Annotated in this window: 24 protein-coding genes; 11 read left to right on the plus strand and 13 right to left on the minus strand. The window is 63.1% G+C overall.

The genetic code is table 11. The annotated features are described in order from the left end of the window. Positions 1-20: 20 nt before the first annotated feature. Positions 21-659 (minus strand): 2-dehydro-3-deoxy-phosphogluconate aldolase, encoded by a 639-nt coding sequence (locus tag X744_RS154650; RefSeq protein ID WP_023759756.1) that lies wholly within the window; start codon positions 657-659, stop codon positions 21-23. A gap of 261 nt (positions 660-920) precedes the next feature. On the opposite strand from X744_RS154650, the gene X744_RS154645 reads away from it, so the two are divergent. From X744_RS154645 to X744_RS154635, 4 genes are all read left to right on the plus strand, one after another. Continuing rightward, entirely contained in the window at positions 921-1841 is a 921-nt protein-coding gene (locus X744_RS154645; RefSeq protein ID WP_023759757.1) for a rhodanese-related sulfurtransferase, read from the plus strand. A gap of 120 nt (positions 1842-1961) precedes the next feature. Then, positions 1962-2699, plus strand: coding sequence for a tellurite resistance TerB family protein (locus X744_RS154640; protein WP_023759758.1), 738 nt, complete (start codon positions 1962-1964; stop codon positions 2697-2699). Between the two features lie 122 nt (positions 2700-2821). Beyond that, positions 2822-3004, plus strand: coding sequence for a hypothetical protein (locus X744_RS1000000174805; RefSeq protein WP_031260322.1), 183 nt, complete (start codon positions 2822-2824; stop codon positions 3002-3004). Positions 3005-3006: 2 nt separating this feature from the next. Beyond that, on the plus strand, positions 3007-3762 hold the full coding sequence (locus X744_RS154635; protein WP_023759759.1) for an SDR family oxidoreductase: 756 nt from the start codon (positions 3007-3009) through the stop codon (positions 3760-3762). Here X744_RS154635 and X744_RS154630 read toward each other — a convergent pair whose 3' ends face one another. Both X744_RS154630 and X744_RS154625 read right to left on the minus strand, forming a co-directional pair. Further along, positions 3763-4137 (minus strand): YciI family protein, encoded by a 375-nt coding sequence (locus X744_RS154630; RefSeq protein WP_023759760.1) that lies wholly within the window; start codon positions 4135-4137, stop codon positions 3763-3765. 58 nt (positions 4138-4195) lie between these two features. Beyond that, positions 4196-5380, minus strand: a complete 1185-nt coding sequence (locus X744_RS154625) for a pyridoxal phosphate-dependent aminotransferase (RefSeq protein WP_023759761.1) — start codon at positions 5378-5380, stop codon at positions 4196-4198. Positions 5381-5463: 83 nt separating this feature from the next. Between X744_RS154625 and X744_RS154620 the strand changes: the two genes are divergently transcribed. The 4 genes from X744_RS154620 (at position 5464) to denD (ending at position 8433) form a co-directional block, all read left to right on the plus strand. Next, entirely contained in the window at positions 5464-6150 is a 687-nt protein-coding gene (locus X744_RS154620) for a GNAT family protein (protein ID WP_023759762.1), read from the plus strand. Between the two features lie 26 nt (positions 6151-6176). Then, complete coding sequence (locus tag X744_RS154615; RefSeq protein WP_023759763.1) at positions 6177-7148, plus strand: cation diffusion facilitator family transporter; 972 nt, start codon at positions 6177-6179, stop codon at positions 7146-7148. Between the two features lie 78 nt (positions 7149-7226). Continuing rightward, positions 7227-7439, plus strand: a complete 213-nt coding sequence (locus tag X744_RS154610) for a hypothetical protein (protein ID WP_023759764.1) — start codon at positions 7227-7229, stop codon at positions 7437-7439. A 16-nt stretch (positions 7440-7455) separates the two neighbouring features. Next, positions 7456-8433 carry a D-erythronate dehydrogenase gene (gene denD, locus X744_RS154605; RefSeq protein WP_023759765.1) on the plus strand — a complete coding sequence of 326 codons (978 nt, stop codon included), beginning with the start codon at positions 7456-7458 and terminating at the stop codon, positions 8431-8433. A 24-nt stretch (positions 8434-8457) separates the two neighbouring features. Here the strand turns inward: denD and X744_RS154600 are convergent, their stop codons facing one another. The 4 genes from X744_RS154600 to X744_RS154585 all read right to left on the minus strand — a co-directional run bounded on the left by X744_RS154600 (position 8458) and on the right by X744_RS154585 (position 12496). Further along, the gene (locus X744_RS154600; protein ID WP_023759766.1) at positions 8458-9645 is read right to left on the minus strand and encodes a nickel/cobalt transporter; all 1188 of its coding nucleotides are present in this window, start codon (positions 9643-9645) and stop codon (positions 8458-8460) included. Then, entirely contained in the window at positions 9642-10310 is a 669-nt protein-coding gene (locus tag X744_RS154595) for a DUF1007 family protein (protein ID WP_023759767.1), read from the minus strand. The genes X744_RS154600 and X744_RS154595 overlap by 4 nt, the downstream gene beginning before the upstream one ends. 87 nt (positions 10311-10397) lie before the next feature. Then, complete coding sequence (locus tag X744_RS154590) at positions 10398-11297, minus strand: LysR family transcriptional regulator (protein WP_023759768.1); 900 nt, start codon at positions 11295-11297, stop codon at positions 10398-10400. A gap of 2 nt (positions 11298-11299) precedes the next feature. After that, positions 11300-12496 carry an amidase gene (locus X744_RS154585; RefSeq protein WP_023759769.1) on the minus strand — a complete coding sequence of 399 codons (1197 nt, stop codon included), beginning with the start codon at positions 12494-12496 and terminating at the stop codon, positions 11300-11302. 540 nt (positions 12497-13036) lie between these two features. Between X744_RS154585 and odc2 the strand changes: the two genes are divergently transcribed. Together odc2 and X744_RS154575 are read left to right on the plus strand one after the other, a co-directional pair. Continuing rightward, a complete protein-coding gene (odc2, locus tag X744_RS154580) occupies positions 13037-14170 on the plus strand; it encodes an ornithine/lysine decarboxylase (protein ID WP_023759770.1) in 1134 nt (377 codons plus the stop codon). Between the two features lie 94 nt (positions 14171-14264). Continuing rightward, on the plus strand, positions 14265-14837 hold the full coding sequence (locus tag X744_RS154575) for an N-acetyltransferase (protein ID WP_023759771.1): 573 nt from the start codon (positions 14265-14267) through the stop codon (positions 14835-14837). On the opposite strand, the gene X744_RS154570 is transcribed toward X744_RS154575, so the two are convergent. The 6 genes from X744_RS154570 to X744_RS154545 all read right to left on the minus strand — a co-directional run bounded on the left by X744_RS154570 (position 14802) and on the right by X744_RS154545 (position 18923). Next, on the minus strand, positions 14802-15644 hold the full coding sequence (locus tag X744_RS154570; protein WP_245266645.1) for a hypothetical protein: 843 nt from the start codon (positions 15642-15644) through the stop codon (positions 14802-14804). The two genes, X744_RS154575 and X744_RS154570, sit on opposite strands and share 36 nt — an antisense overlap. Before the next feature lie 306 nt (positions 15645-15950). Beyond that, the gene (locus X744_RS154565) at positions 15951-16235 is read right to left on the minus strand and encodes an SCP2 sterol-binding domain-containing protein (protein WP_023759773.1); all 285 of its coding nucleotides are present in this window, start codon (positions 16233-16235) and stop codon (positions 15951-15953) included. A 198-nt stretch (positions 16236-16433) separates the two neighbouring features. Then, entirely contained in the window at positions 16434-16949 is a 516-nt protein-coding gene (locus tag X744_RS154560) for a hypothetical protein (protein ID WP_023759774.1), read from the minus strand. An 85-nt stretch (positions 16950-17034) separates the two neighbouring features. After that, positions 17035-17460 carry a hypothetical protein gene (locus X744_RS154555; RefSeq protein WP_023759775.1) on the minus strand — a complete coding sequence of 142 codons (426 nt, stop codon included), beginning with the start codon at positions 17458-17460 and terminating at the stop codon, positions 17035-17037. Between the two features lie 94 nt (positions 17461-17554). Next, on the minus strand, positions 17555-18166 hold the full coding sequence (locus X744_RS154550) for a rod-binding protein (protein ID WP_031260324.1): 612 nt from the start codon (positions 18164-18166) through the stop codon (positions 17555-17557). Between the two features lie 67 nt (positions 18167-18233). Further along, positions 18234-18923, minus strand: a complete 690-nt coding sequence (locus tag X744_RS154545; RefSeq protein WP_031260325.1) for a GntR family transcriptional regulator — start codon at positions 18921-18923, stop codon at positions 18234-18236. A 289-nt stretch (positions 18924-19212) separates the two neighbouring features. Here X744_RS154545 and X744_RS154540 point away from each other — a divergent pair, with 289 nt between their 5' ends. After that, positions 19213-20340: a BMP family ABC transporter substrate-binding protein gene (locus X744_RS154540; protein WP_023759778.1), complete on the plus strand. Its 1128-nt coding sequence runs from the start codon at positions 19213-19215 to the stop codon at positions 20338-20340. Positions 20341-20376: the final 36 nt, after the last annotated feature.

Here is a 20376-nt window from a genome sequence, read left to right on the forward strand (position 1 = left end):
TTCATGCGGCGACGAAGGCCTTACTTCGCCAGCTTGCTTGCCGCACGCGCCAGGGCTTCGATCTCGTCCCACTTGCCGGCCTTGACCATATCGTCCGGGGCCACCCAGGAGCCGCCGACGCAGATGACATTGGGCAGGCTGAGATAATCGGCTGCGTTCTTGCCGGTGATGCCGCCGGTCGGGCAGAATTTCACATCGGCAAGCGGCGAGGCGAGGGCCTTCAGTGAGGCGATGCCGCCCGACTGCTCAGCCGGGAAGAATTTGAGAAAGCGCAAGCCGGCTTCCCGTGCGGCCATGATCTCGCCGGGCGTGATGGCGCCGGGTAGCAGCGGAACAGCGCTGTCGCTTGCTGCCGCCAGAAGCTCGCGGGTGATGCCGGGGCTGACGATGAATCGCGAGCCTGCGCTCGCTGCCTTTTCGAACTGCCTGACATCGAGAATGGTGCCGGCGCCAACGATGGCTTCCTCGACCTCACCAGCCACCCGCCGGATCGCCTCAAGCGCGTCGGCGGTCCTCAGCGTGATCTCGATCGCCGGCAGGCCGCCGCGTGCCAGGGCGCGGGCCAAGGGCACGGCATCAGCGACATTGGCGATCTTCAGCACCGGGATGACCGGCTGGCCGTTTAGGAGCGACAGGAGGTTTTCGGTCTTGCTGGGCATCTGTCTCTCCGTATCCTAGCGCATGTCGCCCCAAAGGGATCCCGGCTTTGGGAAAACGACATCCATAAAACAAAGACCTAAAGCGCGACGTATGAATTGGTTTCGGCGCGACGCGCTTGAGGGCAATTCAACCGATTAGCAGACGGGTGTTTTTCTGTCCATGAAACGAAGCGTGTCGCGATGTCACGCGCGGCCCCGATACTTGGCTGGATTCCGGCGCTGCCTTGAATCGGCTTGCGGGAGCGTTTAGTGGCTTCGGCCATGACATCACTTCAACCCTTTCGCGTTGCGGCGCTCTACCGGTTTGCCCGGCTCGACGCCTTCGAGGAGTTGCGCGCGCCGCTCGCTGCCTTCTGTTGCGGGCGCGGCATCAAGGGCACACTGCTTCTGGCGCATGAGGGTATCAACGGCACCGTGGCCGGCAGCGAAACGGCGATCGGCGAACTGATCGATTATCTCGAAGCCGTCGAAGGGCTCGCCGGCCTCGAGGTCAAATACAGCGTAGCCGCGGAAATGCCGTTTCATCGCATGAAGGTGCGGCTGAAGCGCGAGATCGTCACCATGGGCATCGCCGATATCGATCCGGCGACGAGCGCCGGCACCTATGTCGCGCCTGCCGACTGGAATGCGCTGATTTCCGAGCCCGACACTGTCATCATCGACACGCGCAACGCCTATGAGGTATCGATCGGCACCTTCAAGGGCGCAATCGACCCTGCTACCGCCAGCTTTCGCGAGTTTCCGGCCTGGGTGGAAGCACACCGGGCGGAGTTCGAAGGCCGCAAGGTCGCGATGTTCTGCACAGGCGGCATACGCTGCGAAAAGGCGACCGCCTACGTCAAATCGCTCGGCTTCGAGGACGTGTTCCACCTCAAGGGTGGCATCCTCAAATACCTCGAGGAGGTTCCGTCCGAACAGAGCCTCTGGCAAGGCGAGTGCTTCGTCTTCGACGAGCGCGTTTCTGTGTCGCACGGCCTCGCCGAGGGCGAGGCGGAACTCTGCCGCGCCTGCCGCCATCCGCTGACGCCGAACGACCTGACATCGCCCAAATTTGCCGCCGGTGTTTCGTGCCCGCATTGCTTCGATGCGCGTTCGGACGAGGACCGCCAGCGCTATGCCGAGCGTCAGCGGCAAGTCGAGCTTGCGCAGGCGCGGGGCAGGGATCCGCACATCGGATCCTAGTTTGGCTCTGTTATCGACAGCCGCAAGGCGACGGTTTGTCATTGTAATGCAAGGATCCGGGACCTACGTCTTCGACGTTCGAAACCTGCCCGTTCGGCCGGGCAATCCTGGAGGCACTGAATGTTCGATCCCAAGAAGCTTCTCGACGATCTGCTCGGCTCGCAAATCCCGGGCACCAGTGGCACCGTTCGCGACAAGGCGGGCCAGGCCGTGCAGATGGCCAAGGACAATCCGCTGGCCGCTGGAGCGCTCGCTGCAGTGCTGCTCGGAACCGGTGCCGGCCGCCAGGTGACGGGTACCGCGGTGAAGCTCGGTGGATTGGCCGCGATCGGCGGGCTCGCCTACAAGGCTTACCAGAACTACAAGGCCGGCAATGCTCCGGCCGAGGCGCCGGCAGGCGGCGAACCTGAATTGCTGCCGCCGCCCAAGGACACCGCCTTCCACCCGTCGCAGGCGCCGCAAGGCGAGGACGAATTCACGCTGACGCTGGTGCGGGCGATGATCTCGGCAGCAAAGGCCGACGGCCATGTCGACGATGACGAGCGCCAGAAGATCGCCGGCAAGCTCAGTCTTTCGGGCATCGGCTCCGACGCCGAAAAATTCCTGATGGCGGAGCTGGCGAGCCCGCTCGACCTCGACGCGCTGGTGGCAGGCGCCCAGACCGATGCGCAGAAGCTCGAACTCTACACGGCATCGCGCCTGACCATCGATCCCGACACACGCGCCGAGCGCGGCTACCTCGACCTGCTGGCCGGCCGGCTTGGCCTGCCGGATGCGCTGGTCGATCATGTCGAGGCGACAGTTTCGGCAGCCAAGGTGCCGGCCAAGGCCGGAACTTCACCCAATCCGCGCTGGTAGGCCAAAACGGCACAGGCGGCTTGTCTGGCGTTAACCTTTCGTTAACCCAGCAAGCGCATCATTCTAACCAGTTGGATCGGCTTTCCTCCTCCCAAGCCCGGTCCAGATCAGGGCGGTCGCCAATGACCGCCCTTTTTGTCGGCACGATCTGCTCGCCCGAGCATGATCTCGAGCAAAATCGGATCCCAATTTTCGGATCATGCTTTGTGCTTCGGCTTGCCATCGCCGCCGTCATTTGCGATCCCTTTGCTTCGTGCGCAAACCCGGAAAATAGCGCGCGCGCGCGTCGCTTCGGAGGACAATAGCCATGACCGTAAAAAGAACCGCCATCGTCACCGGCGCCGGCACCGGCATCGGCAAGAGCGTCGCTACGGCGCTGCTCAAGGCCGGCTGGAACACGGTGTTTTGCGGGCGCCGCAAGCCGGTGCTGGATGCCGCGGTCGCCGAGGCTGGCCGCACCGATGCCAAGGCATTGGCGGTTGCCTGCGATATCAGCAAGGCCGGCGAGGTCGACGATCTGTTCGAGACGGTGGCGGCGGCCTTCGGCCGCGTCGACCTGCTCTTCAACAATGCCGGCATGGGCTACAAATCGACGCCCATCGACGAGATCCCGGTCGAGGTGTGGAACGATATCGTCGGCGTCAATCTCACCGGTTCATTCTTGTGCGCTCGCGCCGCCTTTGGCGCCATGCGCAAGCAGCGGCCGATGGGCGGCCGCATCATCAACAATGGCTCGGTGTCGGCCTACGCGCCGCGCCCGGGCTCCGTGCCTTATACCGCGACCAAGCATGCCATCACCGGGCTGACCAAGACGCTGGCGCTCGACGGAAGGCCCTACGACATTGCCTGCGGCCAGATCGACATCGGCAACGCACTGACCGACATGGCGCAGCCGATGACGGTCGGCGTGCCACAGGCCAACGGCTCTATCGCTGCCGAAGCGGTGATGGACGTTCAGCACGTTGCCGACGCCGTTGTCCACATGGCCAGCCTGCCGCTCGACGCCAATGTGCTGTTCATGACGGTGATGGCGACCAAGATGCCGTTCGTCGGGCGTGGGTAGTTATTTCCCGGCCAATGGCACGCCCGGCAGGTAGAGCGCGATTGGACGGATTTCGTAGACGGCGGTCGGATTAACGCGGCGCAGGTCGCGGGCGATAACGATCGCATCGTCACGTGTCCCGCAGTCGACCACATAGAGACCGAGAAGCTGTTCCTTCGTCTCGGCGAACGGCCCGTCAAAAATGGTTCCATCGCCCGGTCCACGCAAGGTGCAGGCCGACTGGGTCGCCCCAAGCCGCGCCGATGGGCCAAGATTGCCTTCCCGGTAAAGCCGATCGTTGATTTCGAGCAGGTCGGCCATCAATGCCGCGTCCTGCTCCGGCGTCAGCGCGGTGATGGCTCCTTCCACATGGTAGGCGAGGATGGCGTAAAACATCGAGTCACCTTCTGTCGTGATTGCAAACATCCAGCGCCGGTCGCAAGGCCCGACAGCCTCACTTGGCCAGGAACGCTCCGATCCGCTCCAGTGCCCGCAAGATGTTCTCCTCGGAGTTGGCGTAGGAGAGCCTGATATAGCCTTCGCCGAGAATGCCGAAATCGGGGCCGCCAATCAATGCCACGCCGGCCTCGTCGAGCAGGGCCGAAGCAAGCTTCTTTGCTTTCCAGCCGGTCTTCGAGACGTTGGGGAAGGCGTAGAACGCTCCCTTGGGCGTGATGCAGGATATGTCAGGCAGGGCGTTCAATCCGTCAACCACGATCTTCCTGCGGCGGTCGAAGGCGCGCATCATCTTGTCGACGTCGTCCTGCGGGCCGTCGATGGCCGCGATGCCGGCAAACTGGCTCGGCGCGTTGACGCAGGACCAGCAATTGACCGCTAGCTTGCGCACCTTGTCGTAGAGGTGAGCGCCCTTGTCGCCATTCGGCCAGATCGACCAGCCCATGCGCCAGCCTGTCATCGCCCAGGTCTTCGACCAGCCATTGAGCACGATCAGCCGATCGCGGATCCCGGGGAAGCCAAGCAGCGAGCAATGCGTCTCGCCGTCATAGGTCATGACGTCGTAGATCTCGTCGGAGAGGATGGCAACCTGGGGATGTGCCTCCAGACCCTTGACCAGTTTCTCGATCTCGGCGCGCGGCGTGACGCCGCCGGTCGGATTCGCGGGCGAATTGAGGATCAACAGCCTGGTCTTGGAGGTGATCAGCGCCAGCGTTTCCTCTGCGGAGAAGGCAAAGCCGTTTTCCTCGCGCATCGGCACTGGAATAGGTGCCGCGCCGGTGAACTCGATCATAGAGCGATAGATCGGAAAGCCGGGATCGGGATAGAGGATCTCGGCGCCAGGCTCGCCGAACATCAGGATCGCGGCGAACATGGTCGGCTTGCCGCCGGGCAGGATCATCACCGCTTCGGGCGACACCTCTACGCCGGTGGTGGTCAGCGTGCGCCGCACCACCGCCTCGCGCGTCGCCAAAAGGCCATTGGCCGGCGTGTAGCCGTGATGGCCGTCGCGCAGCGCCTTGATCGCCGCCTCGACGATGTGCTGCGGCGTCTTGAAGTCGGGCTGGCCGATGCCGAGATTGACGATGTCGCGGCCTTGTTGGGCCAGTGCTGTGGCCCTCGCGAGCACGGCAAAGGCGTTTTCCTCGCCGAGACGGTCGAAGGCCGAAATCGTGTGGAGCATTTTTCCCGTCCGTGTGGTTCTTACTGTTGGGTCGCGTTTTTGTGAGCCTCAGGCCGCAAAAGTCAAACGGATTGGAGCTTTCGGTGTCGGAAAATCTCAAAGACTGGCAACCGCGCCCGCGGCCCGAACGAAAGGCCATCGACGGCCGGTATGTCCGGCTTGAACCGCTGAGCGCTGCAAAACACGGCGACGGTCTCTATGAAGCGTCGTCCGTATCCGATGTCGATGGGCGCTTCGCCTGGCTGCCCGACTATCCGCCGGAGACCCGTGCCGCCTTCCAGCCATGGCTGGACAAGGTGGAGGCCAGTGAAGATCCGCTGTTCTTCGCGGTTATCGACAAGGCCAGCGACAAGGTCGCCGGACGCCAGACGCTGATGCGCATCGATCCAGCCTACGGCGTCATCGAAATCGGCAACATCTACTGGGGGCCACTCATCTCGCGCAAGCCGGGAGCGACCGAAGCGCAGTTCCTGTTCATGAAATACATCTTCGACGAGCTTGGCTATCGCCGCTACGAATGGAAATGCAACAACCACAACGAGCCATCTAAGCGGGCGGCAGAACGGTTCGGCTTCAAGTTTGAAGGCATTTTCCGCCAGCATCTCATCGTCAAGGGTGAAAACCGCGATACGGCATGGTATTCGATCATCGACAAGGAGTGGCCGGCCTTGCGCAAGGCCTATGAAGCGTGGCTCGATCCGGCCAATTTCGATGGCGACGGCCAGCAGAAGCGACGGCTTGAGGATTTTCGCGTGCAGTTCGGTGCGTGAGATCAGGCGCGTAACGGGAGTTGCCATTGGCCCACATCCACGATCACAGCGGGCACGATCACATTGGGCACGATCATGCGCCCGGTCATGTGCCTGGCTCGACCGACAAGAAACGCGTGCTTACCGCGGCCTGCCTGACTGGCGGCTTCATGGTCGCCGAAGCGCTCGGCGGCATCCTTACCGGCTCACTGGCATTGTTGGCCGATGCCGGCCACATGCTCGCCGATTCGATCGCGCTCGGCCTTGCCTGGTATGCGTTTCATCTTGCGGGGCGTCCGGCGACCGTGCGCCTCACCTATGGCTTCGGCCGGGTCAAGACGCTGGTGGCCTATACCAACGGCATCGCCATCTTCGTCATCGCGCTTTGGATCGTCTACGAGGCTTGGAGGCGGCTGCAGGCGCCGGCACCGGTGCTTGGCGGACCGATGCTGGTGGTGGCGACCCTCGGGCTGCTGGTCAATATCGGGTCCTTCCTGGTGCTGCATGGCGGCGATCACGAGAACCTGAACATGCGCGGCGCCATCCTGCATGTGCTGGGCGACCTGCTCGGCTCAGCCGCCGCCATCGCGGCCGCGTTGGTCATCCTGGCGACCGGCTGGACGCCGATAGACCCGATCCTGTCGGTCCTGGTCTCGCTGCTGATCCTGTATACGGCATGGTCGCTGATGCGCGCAGCCGCCCATGTCCTGCTCGAGGGGGTGCCGCCCAGCCTCGACCGCGATCTCATCGCCATGGACATCGAAGCGACGGTCCCCGGCGTCCGCGAAGTGCATCACATGCATGTCTGGTCGCTCGACGGAACCAGCAACATGGCGACGCTGCATGCCTGTCTCGACGAGGGCGTCGACGCGCACCAGGCGGTCAGCGCCGTCAAGAAGCGGCTTGCCAGCGAGCACGGCATCAGCCATGCCACCGTGGAACCGGAATTCGGACAGTGCGCCGACTATAGCCACGAGCATGGGCATGAAGCGGCTGCGCATCACGACCACCATCACTAGGACCGATCGATTGGTCCTGCCTCAGGAGTTCCAAACCTTGAAAACCAGCTTGATGAACGCCCACTGCCCGGACGCGGCATGATGGATCGCGACACCAGGAATGCGGCCATCGCAGCGGTGTGGATCATGCTTCTGTTCGGCATCGGCGCCTACTATCTGCCGACCATGATGCTGGCGCTCGGCAGCCTTTCGACCGTGCTGGCCGGCGCCTTTGCCATCGTCTTCGTGCTGGCGTTCTTCTCGGTGTTCTGGCTGCGGGCCCGCAACCAGCGCAAAAACCAGGGTAAATAGGCAAGGGATTTTCGACATGCGCATTCTGATCACCGGCGCCGCGGGTATGGTCGGCCGCAAGCTCATCGCCCGGCTGGCCAAGGACGGCACGCTGCGCGGCGGCAGGATCACCGCGCTCGACCTGCACGATATCGTGCCGCCGCAGGCACCTAGCATGGATAGGGTCAGCATCACCTTCCACACCGGCGATCTTGCCGAGGCGGGTGCCACCGAGCGCCTGGTCGCATCGCGCCCCGATGTCGTCTTCCATCTCGCCGGTATCGTATCCGGCGAGGCGGAGGCGAATTTCGAACTCGGCTACCGCGTCAATCTCGATGGCACGCGCGCGCTGTTCGATGCCATTCGCCTGGCGGGCTTTGCACCGCGTGTCGTCTTCACCTCGTCGATCGCGGTGTTCGGCGCGCCGTTCCCGGATGTCATTCCGGACGACTTCCATCCGACGCCACTGACCTCCTACGGCACCCAGAAGCAGATGAGCGAAGCGCTGCTGGCCGACTATACCAGGCGCGGCTTCTTCGATGGCATCGGCATCCGGCTGCCGACCATCTGCGTGCGGCCCGGCAAGCCGAACAAGGCGGCGTCAGGCTTCTTTTCTGGCATCATCCGCGAGCCCTTGAGCGGCCGCGAGGCGATCCTGCCGGTGCCGCGCTCCGTCGTGCACACCCACGCCAGCCCGCGTTCGGCAGTCAATTTCCTGATCCATGCGGCGGAGATCGATGGCGCTGCCGTGGGGCCGCGCCGCAATCTGACGATGCCGGGCGTCGCCGTCACCGTTGGCGAGCAGATCGAGGCGCTGGAACGCATCGCCGGACCGAAGGTGGCAAGCCTGATCCGCGAGGAGCCGGACGAGACGATCTGGGCGATCGTCAAGGGCTGGCCGACCCGGTTCGAGGCGCGGCGGTCAAGGGAACTCGGCTTTGTCGCCGAAAAGAGTTTTGACGAGATCATCCGCGCTCACATCGAGGATGAACTCGGCGGCAAGATCGCGAGTTAAACCCGCAGCACTACGGTGGGGATATCATCCGCCTGACGCTAGGCTCGCCGACAAAAGCAACAGTCCGAACAGGAACACGAAGGCGGCGCCGCCGATCTCGACGATCGAGTGGATGCGGTTGCCCATGCGGCCGTCGCCGGCGAAATACACCGCCCAGTTCTTTGCCGTCACCGCCAGTGTCGCCAGCGCCGAGACGGTGATGGCAGTGCCCAGCGACATCGCCAGCACCGACAGCAGGCCGCCGAGCCAAAGTCCGTTGAGAAGCGCGAAGCTGAGCACGATCAGCGCGCCGGAACAGGGGCGGATGCCGACCGCCGCCACCGCCGACCAGGCGGTGCGCCAGTCAAAGCGGTCGCCCGACAGCAACGCCGGGTCGGGCGCGTGCGAATGGCCACAGGTGTCGCAGACCTCGCCGGCCGCGTGATCGTGATGGGCATGATCGTGGGTGGCGTGATCATGGTCATGCGTTCCGTGGTCGTGATGATCGTGGGAATGGTCGTGCATGTGGTCATGATCGTGATGCACCTGCAGCGCATGCGAATGGGCATGCGCCGAATGGCTGTGACCGGCATGACCGGCATGCGAATGCCCACCATGAGAATGGCCGGCGTGCGCCGCCGACAGGCTGTAGGCGGGGCCTTTGCCAAACATGCGCAGGACGGCAGGGCCGAGTTTGCGCCACAGCAGCCAGGCGCCAAACAGGGTGACGAAGACAAAGCTCATGATCTCCATGAACCAGGCGGCGTCCGTCATCGTCACGGAGGTGCCGCGCAGGACGAAATAGGCTACCCCCATCACCGCGACCGCCGTCAGGCCCTGCAGCAGCGCCGAGACGAAGGACAACAGGATGCCGCGCCGTAGCGCCACTTCGTTGGCGACCATGTAGGACGAGATCACCGCCTTGCCGTGGCCCGGGCCGGCGGCGTGGAAGATGCCGTAGGCGAAGGACAGGCCGACGAGTATCCAAATCTTGCTGCCGTCCTGGCGCATCGCCTTCATTGCAGTTGCCAGCGCGCGATAGAATTCCTGCTGCCGCAGATTGATCCACATCAGTATGTGGGCGAAGGGGCCGGTGCTGGGCGCGATGCCGTCATTGACGCCGATGCCGAGCGAACTCTGGGCATGGGCGGAGTTGGCGAGATGCATCATGACGACAGTGGCGGCCAACAGGCCGAATGCCAAACGCAGGGACGGTTTCGTCACCGGCTTCATCCTTCTGGCTGACAGGTCAGTTCGAGCTTTGTGGCGAAGATCTTGCTCATGTCGGTGCCTGTCGGATCGTTGAAGAAGGCATCGGTGAGGGTCTTCTGGTTTTCTTTGATGGCCTCGTCCGGGTCCGGACGGATCACCTTGCTGGTGCAGTTCGACGGCAGGCCTTCAACCGTGATGTTGGAATCGTCGGTGAAGTCGATCGCGGTGTAGAATGTCGGATCGTAGACGCCGATATCTATCTTGCCGTTGAGCTTGATCGGCACTTTCGGCTCGGACTCGAACAGGATGATCAACTGGTCGTTGTCGAAATTGGCCATCAGATGCGGCGGTGGCGTCATCGCCACGTCCTTGCCATCGACGGTGACGAGCTGGAAGTAATTGAACTCGGCCAGCGAGGCATGGACGGTGTCGGCGACCTCCTTGAGCTCGTTGTCGTCGAGCTTCAGGTCGGAGTTCTTGTCGAACTCCATCATCACCGTGCTGGAGAAGAGATCGTCGAAGCGCCAGAGATGACGCAGCGCTTTCACACTTTGGTGATCCGGGGAGAGGATCACGTCCAGGCGGGCCTCGGCGAAGACGTGCGGGTGCACCTCAGCCGGTCCGGTGGCGGCAAAGGTCGCCGCCAGGGCCGAAGCCAGCATGATTGCGTGCCGTTTCAGGTGCATTCTCAGTCGCGATTCCATGTGCCTCGGAGTGATGTCGAGAGTTATCAGAAAGGGGGCGAAATTGGGACCGGGACTCGACTGAATGGGTCAGGCAGCTTCACGCGTCCTGAACCACTGCACCAGGAAATCGACGAAAACGCGAACCTTGGCGGGTAGGTAACGGCGGTGCGGGTAGACGGCGAATATTCCGCCGCCCGGCAGGATACGGTCATCCATCACCGACACCAGCCGGCCGCTCTCGAGGTCGGGCGCGGCGATAAAATCCGGCAGGACGGAAAACCCCAACCCGGCCACGGTCGCCGCACGCGCCGTCATCGGGCTGTTGACCTCGATGGGACCCGACACCGAAACGCTCATCGGATCGCCATTGTCGCCCTTGAACGGCCAGTTGCTCAATCCGCGACCATTGGTGTCGACGATACAGGGCATGCGGCTAAGATCCTGCGGCCGCGTCGGCATGCCATGCTTGGCGATCAGTTCGGGAGAGGCACAGAGCTTTATAGAAAATGGCGCCAGCCGCCTGGCGATCAGAGACGAGTTCTCGAGCCGCGAGATGCGCACCGCGAGGTCGAAGCCTTCCTCGACCAAATCGACGAAGCGGTCGTCGAGCTGGACGTCGAGCACGATGTCGGGATGCTGCTTGGCGAAATCGATCAGCGACTGGCCGACCGGCGCGTCGGCGAAGGTGCGCGGCGCCGACAGCTTGATCCGGCCACGCACGTCGCCGGAAGATTCGCGCACGGCGTCGGCCAGGCTGTCGACCTCGCGCACGATCTCCGAGGCGCGCCGGTAATAGGTGTGGCCGGCCTCGGTCATGGAGAACTGGCGCGTGGTGCGGTTGAGCAGCAGCGCGCCGAGTTCGTCCTCCAGTTCGCGCACATATTTCGACAAAAGGGCCTTGGAACGGCCGATCTTGCGTGCCGCCGCCGAAAAGCCCTCGGCCTCGACCACGTCGATGAAGGCACGCATGCGGGTCAGTGTGTCCATGGTCAGGCCTTTCGTGCGGCGTCGAGAAGTTTCCGGCCGAGCCGTATCAGGGCAATGTCGCTGCCGGAAGGGCCAAGCAGCGACAGGCCGAACGGGGCGCCGGCGACCGAGCCGATGGGCAGGGTGATCTGTGGAAAACCGGACAGGCCGGCCAGGCACAGAAGTTGAAGCGCCCGTTCGCGATAGGCCTGGAACTGCTCCGGCGTGCTGTCCACGTAGGGAGCTGGGCCCGGCACCGTCGGCAGGATGAGGAAGCCATCCTTGCCCAGTAGGGCGCTCAATTCGCCGCGAAAGGTCAGTCGGCGCACCTTCTCGGCCTGGGCTGTTTTGTCATCGACGGCACGGCCGAAGCCGAAGCGCTCTTCGACGCCCGGACCGAGGTCGCGCTCGCCGCTGGTGATCCATTCGCCATGCACCGCCCAAGCCTCCTTGGCCTGCAGCCGGCGAAAGCACCAGTAGAGTTCATCGGGAGATGAGGTGAAGCGCGTCGTTGCCGGCGCCGGCGCGCCGAACACCGTACTCGCCAGTGCCTTCATTCGGGCATATTCGGCAAGCGCCGGGTGGTGGACCATCCCATCCAGCCAGTCCAGCGCCAGCGGCCGATTGAGCGTGTTCTGGTGCGGGTCGCGGCCGAGCAGCAGCCTGCCAACGGTCTCGTAGGTCTCGATGTCGTCGGCGAACCAGCCGAACGTGTCGAAGCTCGGGGCCAGCTTCATCGTGCCATCGAGCGAAATGCGGCCATGCGTGGTGCGCAGCCCGATCAGTCCGCAAAAACTCGCCGGCGCGCGGATCGAGCCGCCGGTGTCGGAGCCGGTGGCGATATCGGCAAGCCTGCCCGCCACCGCCGCCGCCGATCCCGATGACGAGCCGCCGGTGACACGGTCGGGCGCGGCCGGGTTCACCGGAAACGAAAAATGCGCATTCTGGCCGAACAGCGCGAACGCAAGCTCGTCGGTCTGGGTCTTGCCGACGAAGCGCGCCCCGGCATCGAGAATCACTTGCACGGCCGGCGCCGTGCGCGAGGCGGCGGGGCTGTCTGCGAATTTCTGCAAGTTGCCGCAGCCAGTGCGGTAGCCGGCGACGTCGTAGATGTCCTTGACGGCCAGCCGCAGGCCGGCCAGAGGGCCAGTTTCGGCATGCGCCACCGGCATCTGGCAAAGGTCGAGAAAGGCGTTTAGAGGGCCGTGCGTGCCTGTCATCGTTCGCTATCCGGATACGGTTGGCGCAGCATTGTTCGATGCCAGGAATTTTACAACCTGGAATACGATTTTTATTGATTGTGAAATCGTTCAATCTTATATCGCGCTTGCCCAAAGTCGCACGTGCCTGTGGGTGTCCGCCGATCCTCGAATGGTGAGGGAAATCGGTAAGGTAACTGGAGCTAACCCCTCCAGTCGGTCTAGCGGCCAACCGCAAGCCCGAGGACACCTTGAAGCAACGACGGTGCGGGCCTTTCTGGTGTTCTGCCGGTTGTCCAAAGACCGGGGTTACTGAAGAGGCACACCTTCATTGCCGGCAGTGCGGACGGGTTTCCCATCCAAGCCAAGGCAGACAAAGCGAACCGAGGCCGGGCAAGGCCAAGGTTCACCGCCGCGAGACGGCGTTTCATGGTTCCGGGGTCTCCACCGGCTGGTTCCATGGATTTCCGTCCCGCCTTTGTCCACCGCGTGTTCGCGAGGCCAACAGCCCGCTTCCCGCAGCCTTATTGCGCGCCGAAAGGCGCTGATGGAGAGACCCCGATGGCCACCCAGCGCATCCTTGACTTCCTCGCCACCCGACGTCCGACCGGCCCTTGCCTCGTCGTCGACCTCGATGTCGTGCGCGACAATTTCCGAGCCTTCGAGAAGGCGCTGCCCGATTCGAAAATCTACTATGCGGTGAAAGCAAACCCGGCGCCGGAGATCCTGCGCCTGCTTACTGCGATGGGCTCGTCTTTCGACACCGCTTCCGTTGCCGAAGTCGAGATGGCGATGGACGCCGGTGCGCCGGCGGACCGCATCTCCTTCGGCAACACCATCAAGAAAGAACGTGACATCGCACGCGCCTACCAGCTCGGCATCCGCCTGTTCGCGGTCGACTGCGTCGAAGAGGTCGAGAAGATCGCCCGTGTCGCTCCAGGTTCCCGCGTGTTCTGCCGCGTGCTGACCGATGGCGAGGGCGCCGAGTGGCCGCTGTCGCGCAAATTCGGCTGCGTGCCTGCGATGGCCGTCGACGTGCTGCGCCATGCCAAGGGGCTCGGCCTCGATGCCTACGGCGTGTCGTTCCATGTCGGCTCGCAGCAGACCGACCTGACCGCCTGGGACCGCGCGCTGGCCGATGCCAAGGCGGTGTTCGCGACGCTCGCCGAGGAAGGCATCGTCTTGAAGATGGTCAACATGGGCGGTGGTTTCCCGACGCGTTATCTGCGTGACGTGCCGGCAGCGCAGGCCTATGGCCAGGCGATATTCTCGGCGCTGCGCAAGCATTTCGGCAATGCCATCCCGGAAACCATCATCGAGCCGGGCCGCGGCATGGTCGGCAACGCCGGCGTCATCAAGTCGGAAGTCGTCCTGATCTCGAAGAAGGCCGCCAACGACAATGTGCGCTGGGTATTCCTCGACATCGGCAAGTTCGGCGGCCTTGCCGAGACGATGGATGAGGCTATCCGCTATCCCCTCGTCACCCGCCATGACGGCACGGAGACCGCACCTTGCGTGCTCGCCGGCCCGACCTGCGATTCGGCCGACGTGATGTACGAGAAGACGCCGTACCCGTTGCCGCTGTCGCTGACGATCGGCGACGAGGTGCTGATCGAAGGCACCGGTGCCTACACGACCACCTACTCGGCGGTCGCCTTCAACGGCTTCGAGCCTCTCCGATCCTACGTGATCTGACGGTTCGAAAGACCGATCAGATCATCCCAGGTGGCGTCTGTCGTCCACCCGGGCTCGCCTGTGGAACAATCTCCGCTCGCCAGGGATGACGGAAATGGAAATGTCAGTTGAAATCGTGGGCCACGCACCGGCCTTTGTGATGGTCGCCGAAACCGCTGCCGATGTCGCGGCGCGCGAGGCGTTGCTCGATCGGGCCATGGGGCCGAAGCGGCGGAAGAAATCGTCGGAGAAGCTGCGGCGTGGCCGGCGGCCTTCGGAAGGCCTGGCCTTCGTTGCCCGGGATGCGGCGGGCGGCGTCGCCGGCACCGTGCGGCTGTGGGATGTGCGGTTGGGCGAGGGCGGCCCGGCAGCGCTGCTGCTTGGCCCGCTCGCCGTCGATCCGTCGCTCAAGAGTGCCGGCATCGGCTCGGCGCTGATGCGCCACGCCATCGCCGAGGCGGCGCGTCTTGGCCATGCCGCGATCCTGCTGGTCGGCGATGCGCCCTATTACGCACGCTTCGGATTCTCGGCCGCCAGGACCGGTTCGCTTGCCATGCCGGGCCCCTATGAGCGGCACCGCCTGCTGGCCCTGGAATTGGTGGAAGGCACGCTGGACGGCGTCGAAGGCACGCTGCGGGCGGCAGGGCGCAAGCTATCGGTTCCAGCCGAAGCGCGACGCGCTGGCTGAAACCAGTTCGGCATACTCGGTCGCGACGGCATCCAGGCCGGTCACGGTCGGTGAGCCGGCGCCTCCCAGGCGGGCTGCGTAATCCTCACCCTTGGGAGCCTTGTCCCAGTCGTTGCCGATGAAGCGGGCCGCTGCCGTGCCGGAGTCCGAGACTTCGGGCGTCGGCGATCCAAACGAGGCTGCCGTGCGCTTGAGACCATCCAGAAACGCAGCATTGTCCAGGCCGCTGTAGGGCTTGCCGCTGCCGTCCACCACATTGAGAAATATCTGCTCGTCACCAAAGGCGGTGTAACCGCCGCCCAGACCTTTTTCCACAGCATCGGCCTTTTCGAAGAAACGCTGTGCCACGCCGGCGTCGAGCGTATCCTTCGGGAAGCGAACGGTAACGAAACCCGTGCTCCCGCCGTTGTCGTCCAGCCTCGATACAAGCACGCTATGCTGGTGGAAAATGTAGCCGAAGGCAGCCGCAAGGCGATCGGCGGTTGCGTCGTCAAGCGCCGCCTCGGTTTGCAGCGAGGCGTTGGTCTTGAGGAGGTAGCCACCCGGAGTCACTTCCGTCTCAAGCACCGCAGGATCGACGCCTATGCCGGCGGCGACCTTGGGCACGATCTTCTCAAGCACCTCCGCTGAAAAGGCAGCCCGATCGGCATAGCCGGCCGTCTTCAGATTTGGCAGGTCGAAGCCCACGGAAGGTGTGGCCTCGTAGGAAATCAGGACAAGCTCGTCAGCCGCCGCTGCCGCTGTCACCGAAACCAGGGCAGCGACAAGCAGCGCACGCCCCATTGCTCGAACGATGTGGATATTCATTACCGGACCTCGCTGCTTTGCTCCTTTCTGGAGCCGAGGCCAGACTAAATGGATGATTTCACAATCAAAGGTATGAGCGGCTTGCCGTTCCCGGCCGCGTGAAGGTTTCGTGCCAAGATTGCCGAACCCTGTGGAACGAATATGCCGTCTCGAGGATGGTGACCCGGAGCGCTTCATCGTTCATGGAAAACGCTGAGCCGCCCTGTCTTCCTTTCATGACGCAATTGCGGACGGAAGTGGCGCGGATCGGCTTCGTCTTATGCATATCTGTCGCAAGCCGCGGCGCGGCTTGCGACAGATATACCTTCAGCCGATCAACTGGCTGAGGGCCATGGCGACGGTCATGTCGCCTTCGACCTTTATCTTGCCGGTCATGAAGGCCATGGTCGGGTTCAGGTCGCCAGCGATCAGCGAATCCAGGTCGTCGATCGAAAGCTTGATGGTGCAATCGGCGGGCGCGTCGGTGGTTGAAATTGTCGCGCCGTCGATGACGATGACGCCGTCGCTGCCGGTGTCGAATTTCACGGAACGATCGAACCCGCTGCTTGCCACGCGCGACTTGATCTTCTCGGCAATCTCCTGAACGCTCACGCTGTTCTCCTTGTCTGGTTGCATCTGTCTCGCAACGGCGCTTCGATCCGGCCGAAGCCCATGCCGCGGTTTCGCGATCACGGTCGCTGGCGCATATAGCTTTGGGTTGACGTTTACGTCAACGCGGATTCCGGTGGCTGGTTCCTGCGCTGGCGGCAGGTGGGGCCCGATGTGATCGGAACCCGTGGGCAGGGCAACTCAGTGTTCCTTGAAAGCCTTGGTCATTTCCGCGGCCGTCTCGCTTTTCTTGCGACGCAGCCAGTTGTCACGGATTTCGTCCTTCGACAGGAAATTGACCTGATCGATCAGAACCTCATGCACCAAAGTGGCGCCCACACGCGTGTTGACGGTATCGCGGATCGCGGCGCGGAAGGCATCGAGATCGATCGTCGCCTTGTTGGTGAAGTCGATCTGAGGATTGGAATAGAGGTAGGAATAGACCTGGTCGGTGATCAGCGCTTCCGCCGGAATGGACAGCTTCTTTATCTGCTCGGGTTCGACCGTATAGACGAGCTTTGTCAGGAAATAGCCGCCGATCTGCGAATCGCGGATCAATGGCACCGAAATGATATCCGTCTTGACGTAGTCGAGACCGCCCAGCATCGGCTTCGGCGTTTCGCCGACGCCCTTTTCGCCCGCAGCCTGGAACGAATAGAACACCGCGCCGAGCGTCGCGGCGCAGATCCAGACCGCGATCGCGATGACCTTGATCATCGGGCCCCGTCATTGACTTGCGATGGCAACGCGGCGCTGCCCTCCTGCATGAGCAGGGTCGCCGATGCGTTCCTTGTGTCCCGCATCATGCCTTTGCCCAGCCGAATTCGCCGGCCGAATAAGTGCCGTCGGTTTCCGCGCGCTGGATGGCGTGCCGCAGCAGGTTGGCAACCTCGTTGACCGCGCTGAGGTGCGCCAGGATCGCCGCCTCGTTCTTCGCCAGCTTATGGCGCAGCCGGGTCAGGCCCTCGCGGTGCTGTTCGAGAAATTCGGCTTCGCTGCCGCCCTTCATGGCGCGGGTCAGTTCATAGAGGTAGCGGCTCTTGCGGGCGTTCGATGCCTTGAGATCATAATCGGTGGCGTTGCGAATGCCGGCCGTCTCTTCCTCAACCACGTCCTCGATGCGGCCGATGATGGCAGCGAGGTTGCCAGGCCGCGCGAACGGGATCGGCGCTTCCGACACGGTCGTGCGTGCTGGCAGGTTGGCGGTGAATTCCGAAAAGTCGGCCATGAGAAATCCCGGTCTGGTTAGATTGAACTCGGATACGCACTATCTGCTTGGTTCAGCGTGACTTTCCAAAACTGGTTCCGCTTCCGGGCATGCCTTAAATCTTGATGTCTGTCCTGATGGTGGTCTCGCCACCGGTGATTGACCGCGCCGCCTTGCGCTGCAATTCGTGGACCAGCGAGGTCGACAGGCTGCTCTGTTGATCGATCTCGGTTTTTTCCGGCCCGCCCGAAACCGGGCCGACCGGCACGATGCGCTTGCCTTCGACATAGTGGTCGGCCAGCATCGACTTGGCGATGCCGATGCCGCCGCGGTCGGCCATGACGTCGGCCACCCGCTCGGCAAGCTGCGATTTCCACATGTCGCCGGCCAGGCCCTTGCCGTAGACGCCTTCGGTGTCTTTGGGCAGCATGTTCTGGATGAAGGTCTGCAGCACCATGGCCTCGAACTTCTTGAACTTCTTGGCGGGGTCGGTTGAAGCGGCGGCCTTGTCGGCGGTGGCGCGCGACAGGATCGAGCCGGCATTCACCGAAGCGGCGTCACCGACCGAAAATGCGCCAGCAGCACCACCGGCTCGCTTTGTAAGCGCGGCGCGGGCGGCTTCAATATCCGTCGGGTCGACGGCTCGGGCCACATCCATAACGATGTCGCTGGGTGGAGAAATCGCCAAGAAAGTCCGCCTTTTGTCGGTTTTCCTTAGCCAGACCATGCCTCAACAAGCTTGTGGCAGGCTTGCGCGGCGTAAGGGAGGAAAGCGAGATGAAGGCGTGTGGGCGTCAACCGGCGGTAACCGGCATTGTCGTACTTGTGCCCTTTGGCTGCTCGCCGAGCGCAAAGACGGAACTGGCCTTGCTGACGATGGAAACGTGATCCTTGGCGGAGTTTCCCGCAGTAACTCCGTCACCGCGCATGATCGCGGTGACGATGGCATCGTGCTCCTGCCAGGATTTGGCGAGCCGGCCTGGCAGCATGAACTGGGCTCGGCGGAACGGCGCCAGCCGACTGCGCGTCATCACGGTCATTTCGTAGATATGTGCGTTGTGGGCGCCGCGATAAAGCCTGCTGTGGAACTCCGTGTTGAAGTACTCGTAGTCCTCCTCGGCGCCCAGACGCACCATCCGCGCCGAGGCCTGGTGCTCGACCTCGAGTGCGCGGCGCTCGCTGCTGGTCATGCGCTCGGCCGAGAAGCGCGCGCAGATCGCTTCCAGTTCGGCCATGCTCTCGAACATCGAGGCGAGATGCTCCTGCGTCACCACGGCGACGATGGCGCCGCGGTTGGGCCGCCTTTCGACCAGGCCCATGGCGCTCAGCTGGCCGAGCGCCTCTCGCACCGGGGTGCGTGATACGTCGAAGCGCGCGGCGAGAGAGGTCTCGTCCAGCTTTTCGCCGGGGCGCAAGAAGCCGGTGACGATCCGGTCGCCGATCGCCCTCACCATCTGATCCACGGTCGTACCGGACCTGATCAAGCTGCGCTTCCCCGACAAGTTTCCTCCGTTTGGTCTTCTCGTTGGGCGGCTCAGCGGCCCGTCGAATCGATATTCCCTGCTTATGCCTCTATTTTAATCTGCCTGTCAAACTGGCTATTTTCAAGGCAAAAAGTGCATGCAATTGCCTTTGATCTGAGCAGGTGTGTTTCATGTAGATGCTGATTTTATAAGATAAATTTCGTCGTCGGAACTGGCACGGCGATTGCATGCAATTTCTCGAAGGCATGTTAACCGACCCGGAAAAGGGTCTTACAGGGGAGCATTCACTATGACCGCGAAATTCACGCTTAACCGCCGCGAGTTGCTCAAGACCTCCGCTGCCGGAGCCGCACTTGGGCTCGCGTCGGCATCTTTTCCCATCGGCCGCGCCTTCGCCGCTTCGGCCACTGTCGGCTTCATCTATGTCGGCCCGAAGGACGACTATGGCTATAACCAGGCGCATGCCGAGGGGGCCGCGTCGCTGAAGGGTATCGAAGGCCTCTCCATTGTCGAGGAGGAGAACGTGCCCGAGACCGTCGATGTCCAGAAGACGATGGAATCGATGATCAACCTCGACGGCGCCTCGCTGATCTTCCCGACCTCCTTCGGCTACTTCGACCCGCATATGCTGGCCATGTGCACGAAATTCCCCGACGTGCAGTTCCGCCACTGCGGCGGCATGTGGAACAAGGACAAGCATCCGAAGAATGCCGGATCCTATTTCGGCTATATCGGCGTGGGCCAGTACCTGAACGGTGTCGTCGCCGGCCACACCACGAAGACCAAGAAGCTCGGCTTTGTCGCCGCCAAGCCGATCCCGCAGGTGCTGCTCAACATCAACTCCTTCCTGCTCGGTGCGCGCTCCGTCGACCCGACCATCACCTGCCAGGTGATCTTCACCGGCGAATGGTCCCTGGCGGTCAAGGAGGCGGAGGCCACCAACGCACTGGTCGACCAGGGCGTCGATGTCATCACCTGTCATGTCGACAGCCCCAAGGTCGTGGTCGAGACGGCCGCCGGCCGCGGCGCCTTCGTCTGCGGCTACCACGCCAACCAGAGCCCACTGGCGCCCGAGAAATACCTGACTGGTGCCGAATGGAATTGGGCAAAGGTCTACAAGATGTTCGTCGACGACCTCGTCGCCGGCAACCCGCTGCCCAATTTCACCCGCGGCGGACTGGCCGATGGCTTCGTCAAGATGAGCCCGCTTGGCCCGGCCGTCGGCGAGCCGGCGCGCAAGCAGTTCGACGCCACGCTGGCCGAAATGATGAAGGGCGGCTTCGCCGTCATCAAGGGTCCACTGAACAGCAACAAGGGTGCTGTTGTAGCCACTGCGGGCCAGGCCTTCCTCGAGAACGCGATCGAACTCGAAAGCATGGACTATCTGGTCGACGGGGTCGTCGGCTCGACCGCCTGATCGAAGGGGAGCGGGGCGATGGCCGAGATAGTGACA

Source organism: Mesorhizobium sp. LNHC252B00 (assembly GCF_000502955.1).
Lineage (GTDB): Bacteria > Pseudomonadota > Alphaproteobacteria > Rhizobiales > Rhizobiaceae > Mesorhizobium.

Bases quoted from the DNA above. Each gene is read 5' to 3' on its own strand.
- X744_RS154540 (WP_023759778.1), top strand. From the start codon at position 19,213: ATGACCGCGAAATTCACGCTTAACCGCCGCGAGTTGCTCAAGACCTCC.
- X744_RS154575 (WP_023759771.1), top strand. From the start codon at position 14,265: ATGGAAATGTCAGTTGAAATCGTGGGCCACGCACCGGCCTTTGTGATG.
- denD (WP_023759765.1), top strand. From the start codon at position 7,456: ATGCGCATTCTGATCACCGGCGCCGCGGGTATGGTCGGCCGCAAGCTC.
- X744_RS154585 (WP_023759769.1), bottom strand. From the start codon at position 12,496: ATGACAGGCACGCACGGCCCTCTAAACGCCTTTCTCGACCTTTGCCAG.
- X744_RS1000000174805 (WP_031260322.1), top strand. From the start codon at position 2,822: ATGACCGCCCTTTTTGTCGGCACGATCTGCTCGCCCGAGCATGATCTC.
- X744_RS154600 (WP_023759766.1), bottom strand. From the start codon at position 9,645: ATGAAGCCGGTGACGAAACCGTCCCTGCGTTTGGCATTCGGCCTGTTG.
- X744_RS154610 (WP_023759764.1), top strand. From the start codon at position 7,227: ATGATGGATCGCGACACCAGGAATGCGGCCATCGCAGCGGTGTGGATC.
- X744_RS154650 (WP_023759756.1), bottom strand. From the start codon at position 659: ATGCCCAGCAAGACCGAAAACCTCCTGTCGCTCCTAAACGGCCAGCCG.
- X744_RS154640 (WP_023759758.1), top strand. From the start codon at position 1,962: ATGTTCGATCCCAAGAAGCTTCTCGACGATCTGCTCGGCTCGCAAATC.
- X744_RS154550 (WP_031260324.1), bottom strand. From the start codon at position 18,166: ATGGTCTGGCTAAGGAAAACCGACAAAAGGCGGACTTTCTTGGCGATT.
- X744_RS154625 (WP_023759761.1), bottom strand. From the start codon at position 5,380: ATGCTCCACACGATTTCGGCCTTCGACCGTCTCGGCGAGGAAAACGCC.
- X744_RS154555 (WP_023759775.1), bottom strand. From the start codon at position 17,460: ATGGCCGACTTTTCGGAATTCACCGCCAACCTGCCAGCACGCACGACC.
- X744_RS154630 (WP_023759760.1), bottom strand. From the start codon at position 4,137: ATGTTTTACGCCATCCTCGCCTACCATGTGGAAGGAGCCATCACCGCG.
- X744_RS154590 (WP_023759768.1), bottom strand. From the start codon at position 11,297: ATGGACACACTGACCCGCATGCGTGCCTTCATCGACGTGGTCGAGGCC.
- X744_RS154570 (WP_245266645.1), bottom strand. From the start codon at position 15,644: ATGAATATCCACATCGTTCGAGCAATGGGGCGTGCGCTGCTTGTCGCT.
- X744_RS154595 (WP_023759767.1), bottom strand. From the start codon at position 10,310: ATGCACCTGAAACGGCACGCAATCATGCTGGCTTCGGCCCTGGCGGCG.
- odc2 (WP_023759770.1), top strand. From the start codon at position 13,037: ATGGCCACCCAGCGCATCCTTGACTTCCTCGCCACCCGACGTCCGACC.
- X744_RS154560 (WP_023759774.1), bottom strand. From the start codon at position 16,949: ATGATCAAGGTCATCGCGATCGCGGTCTGGATCTGCGCCGCGACGCTC.
- X744_RS154635 (WP_023759759.1), top strand. From the start codon at position 3,007: ATGACCGTAAAAAGAACCGCCATCGTCACCGGCGCCGGCACCGGCATC.
- X744_RS154645 (WP_023759757.1), top strand. From the start codon at position 921: ATGACATCACTTCAACCCTTTCGCGTTGCGGCGCTCTACCGGTTTGCC.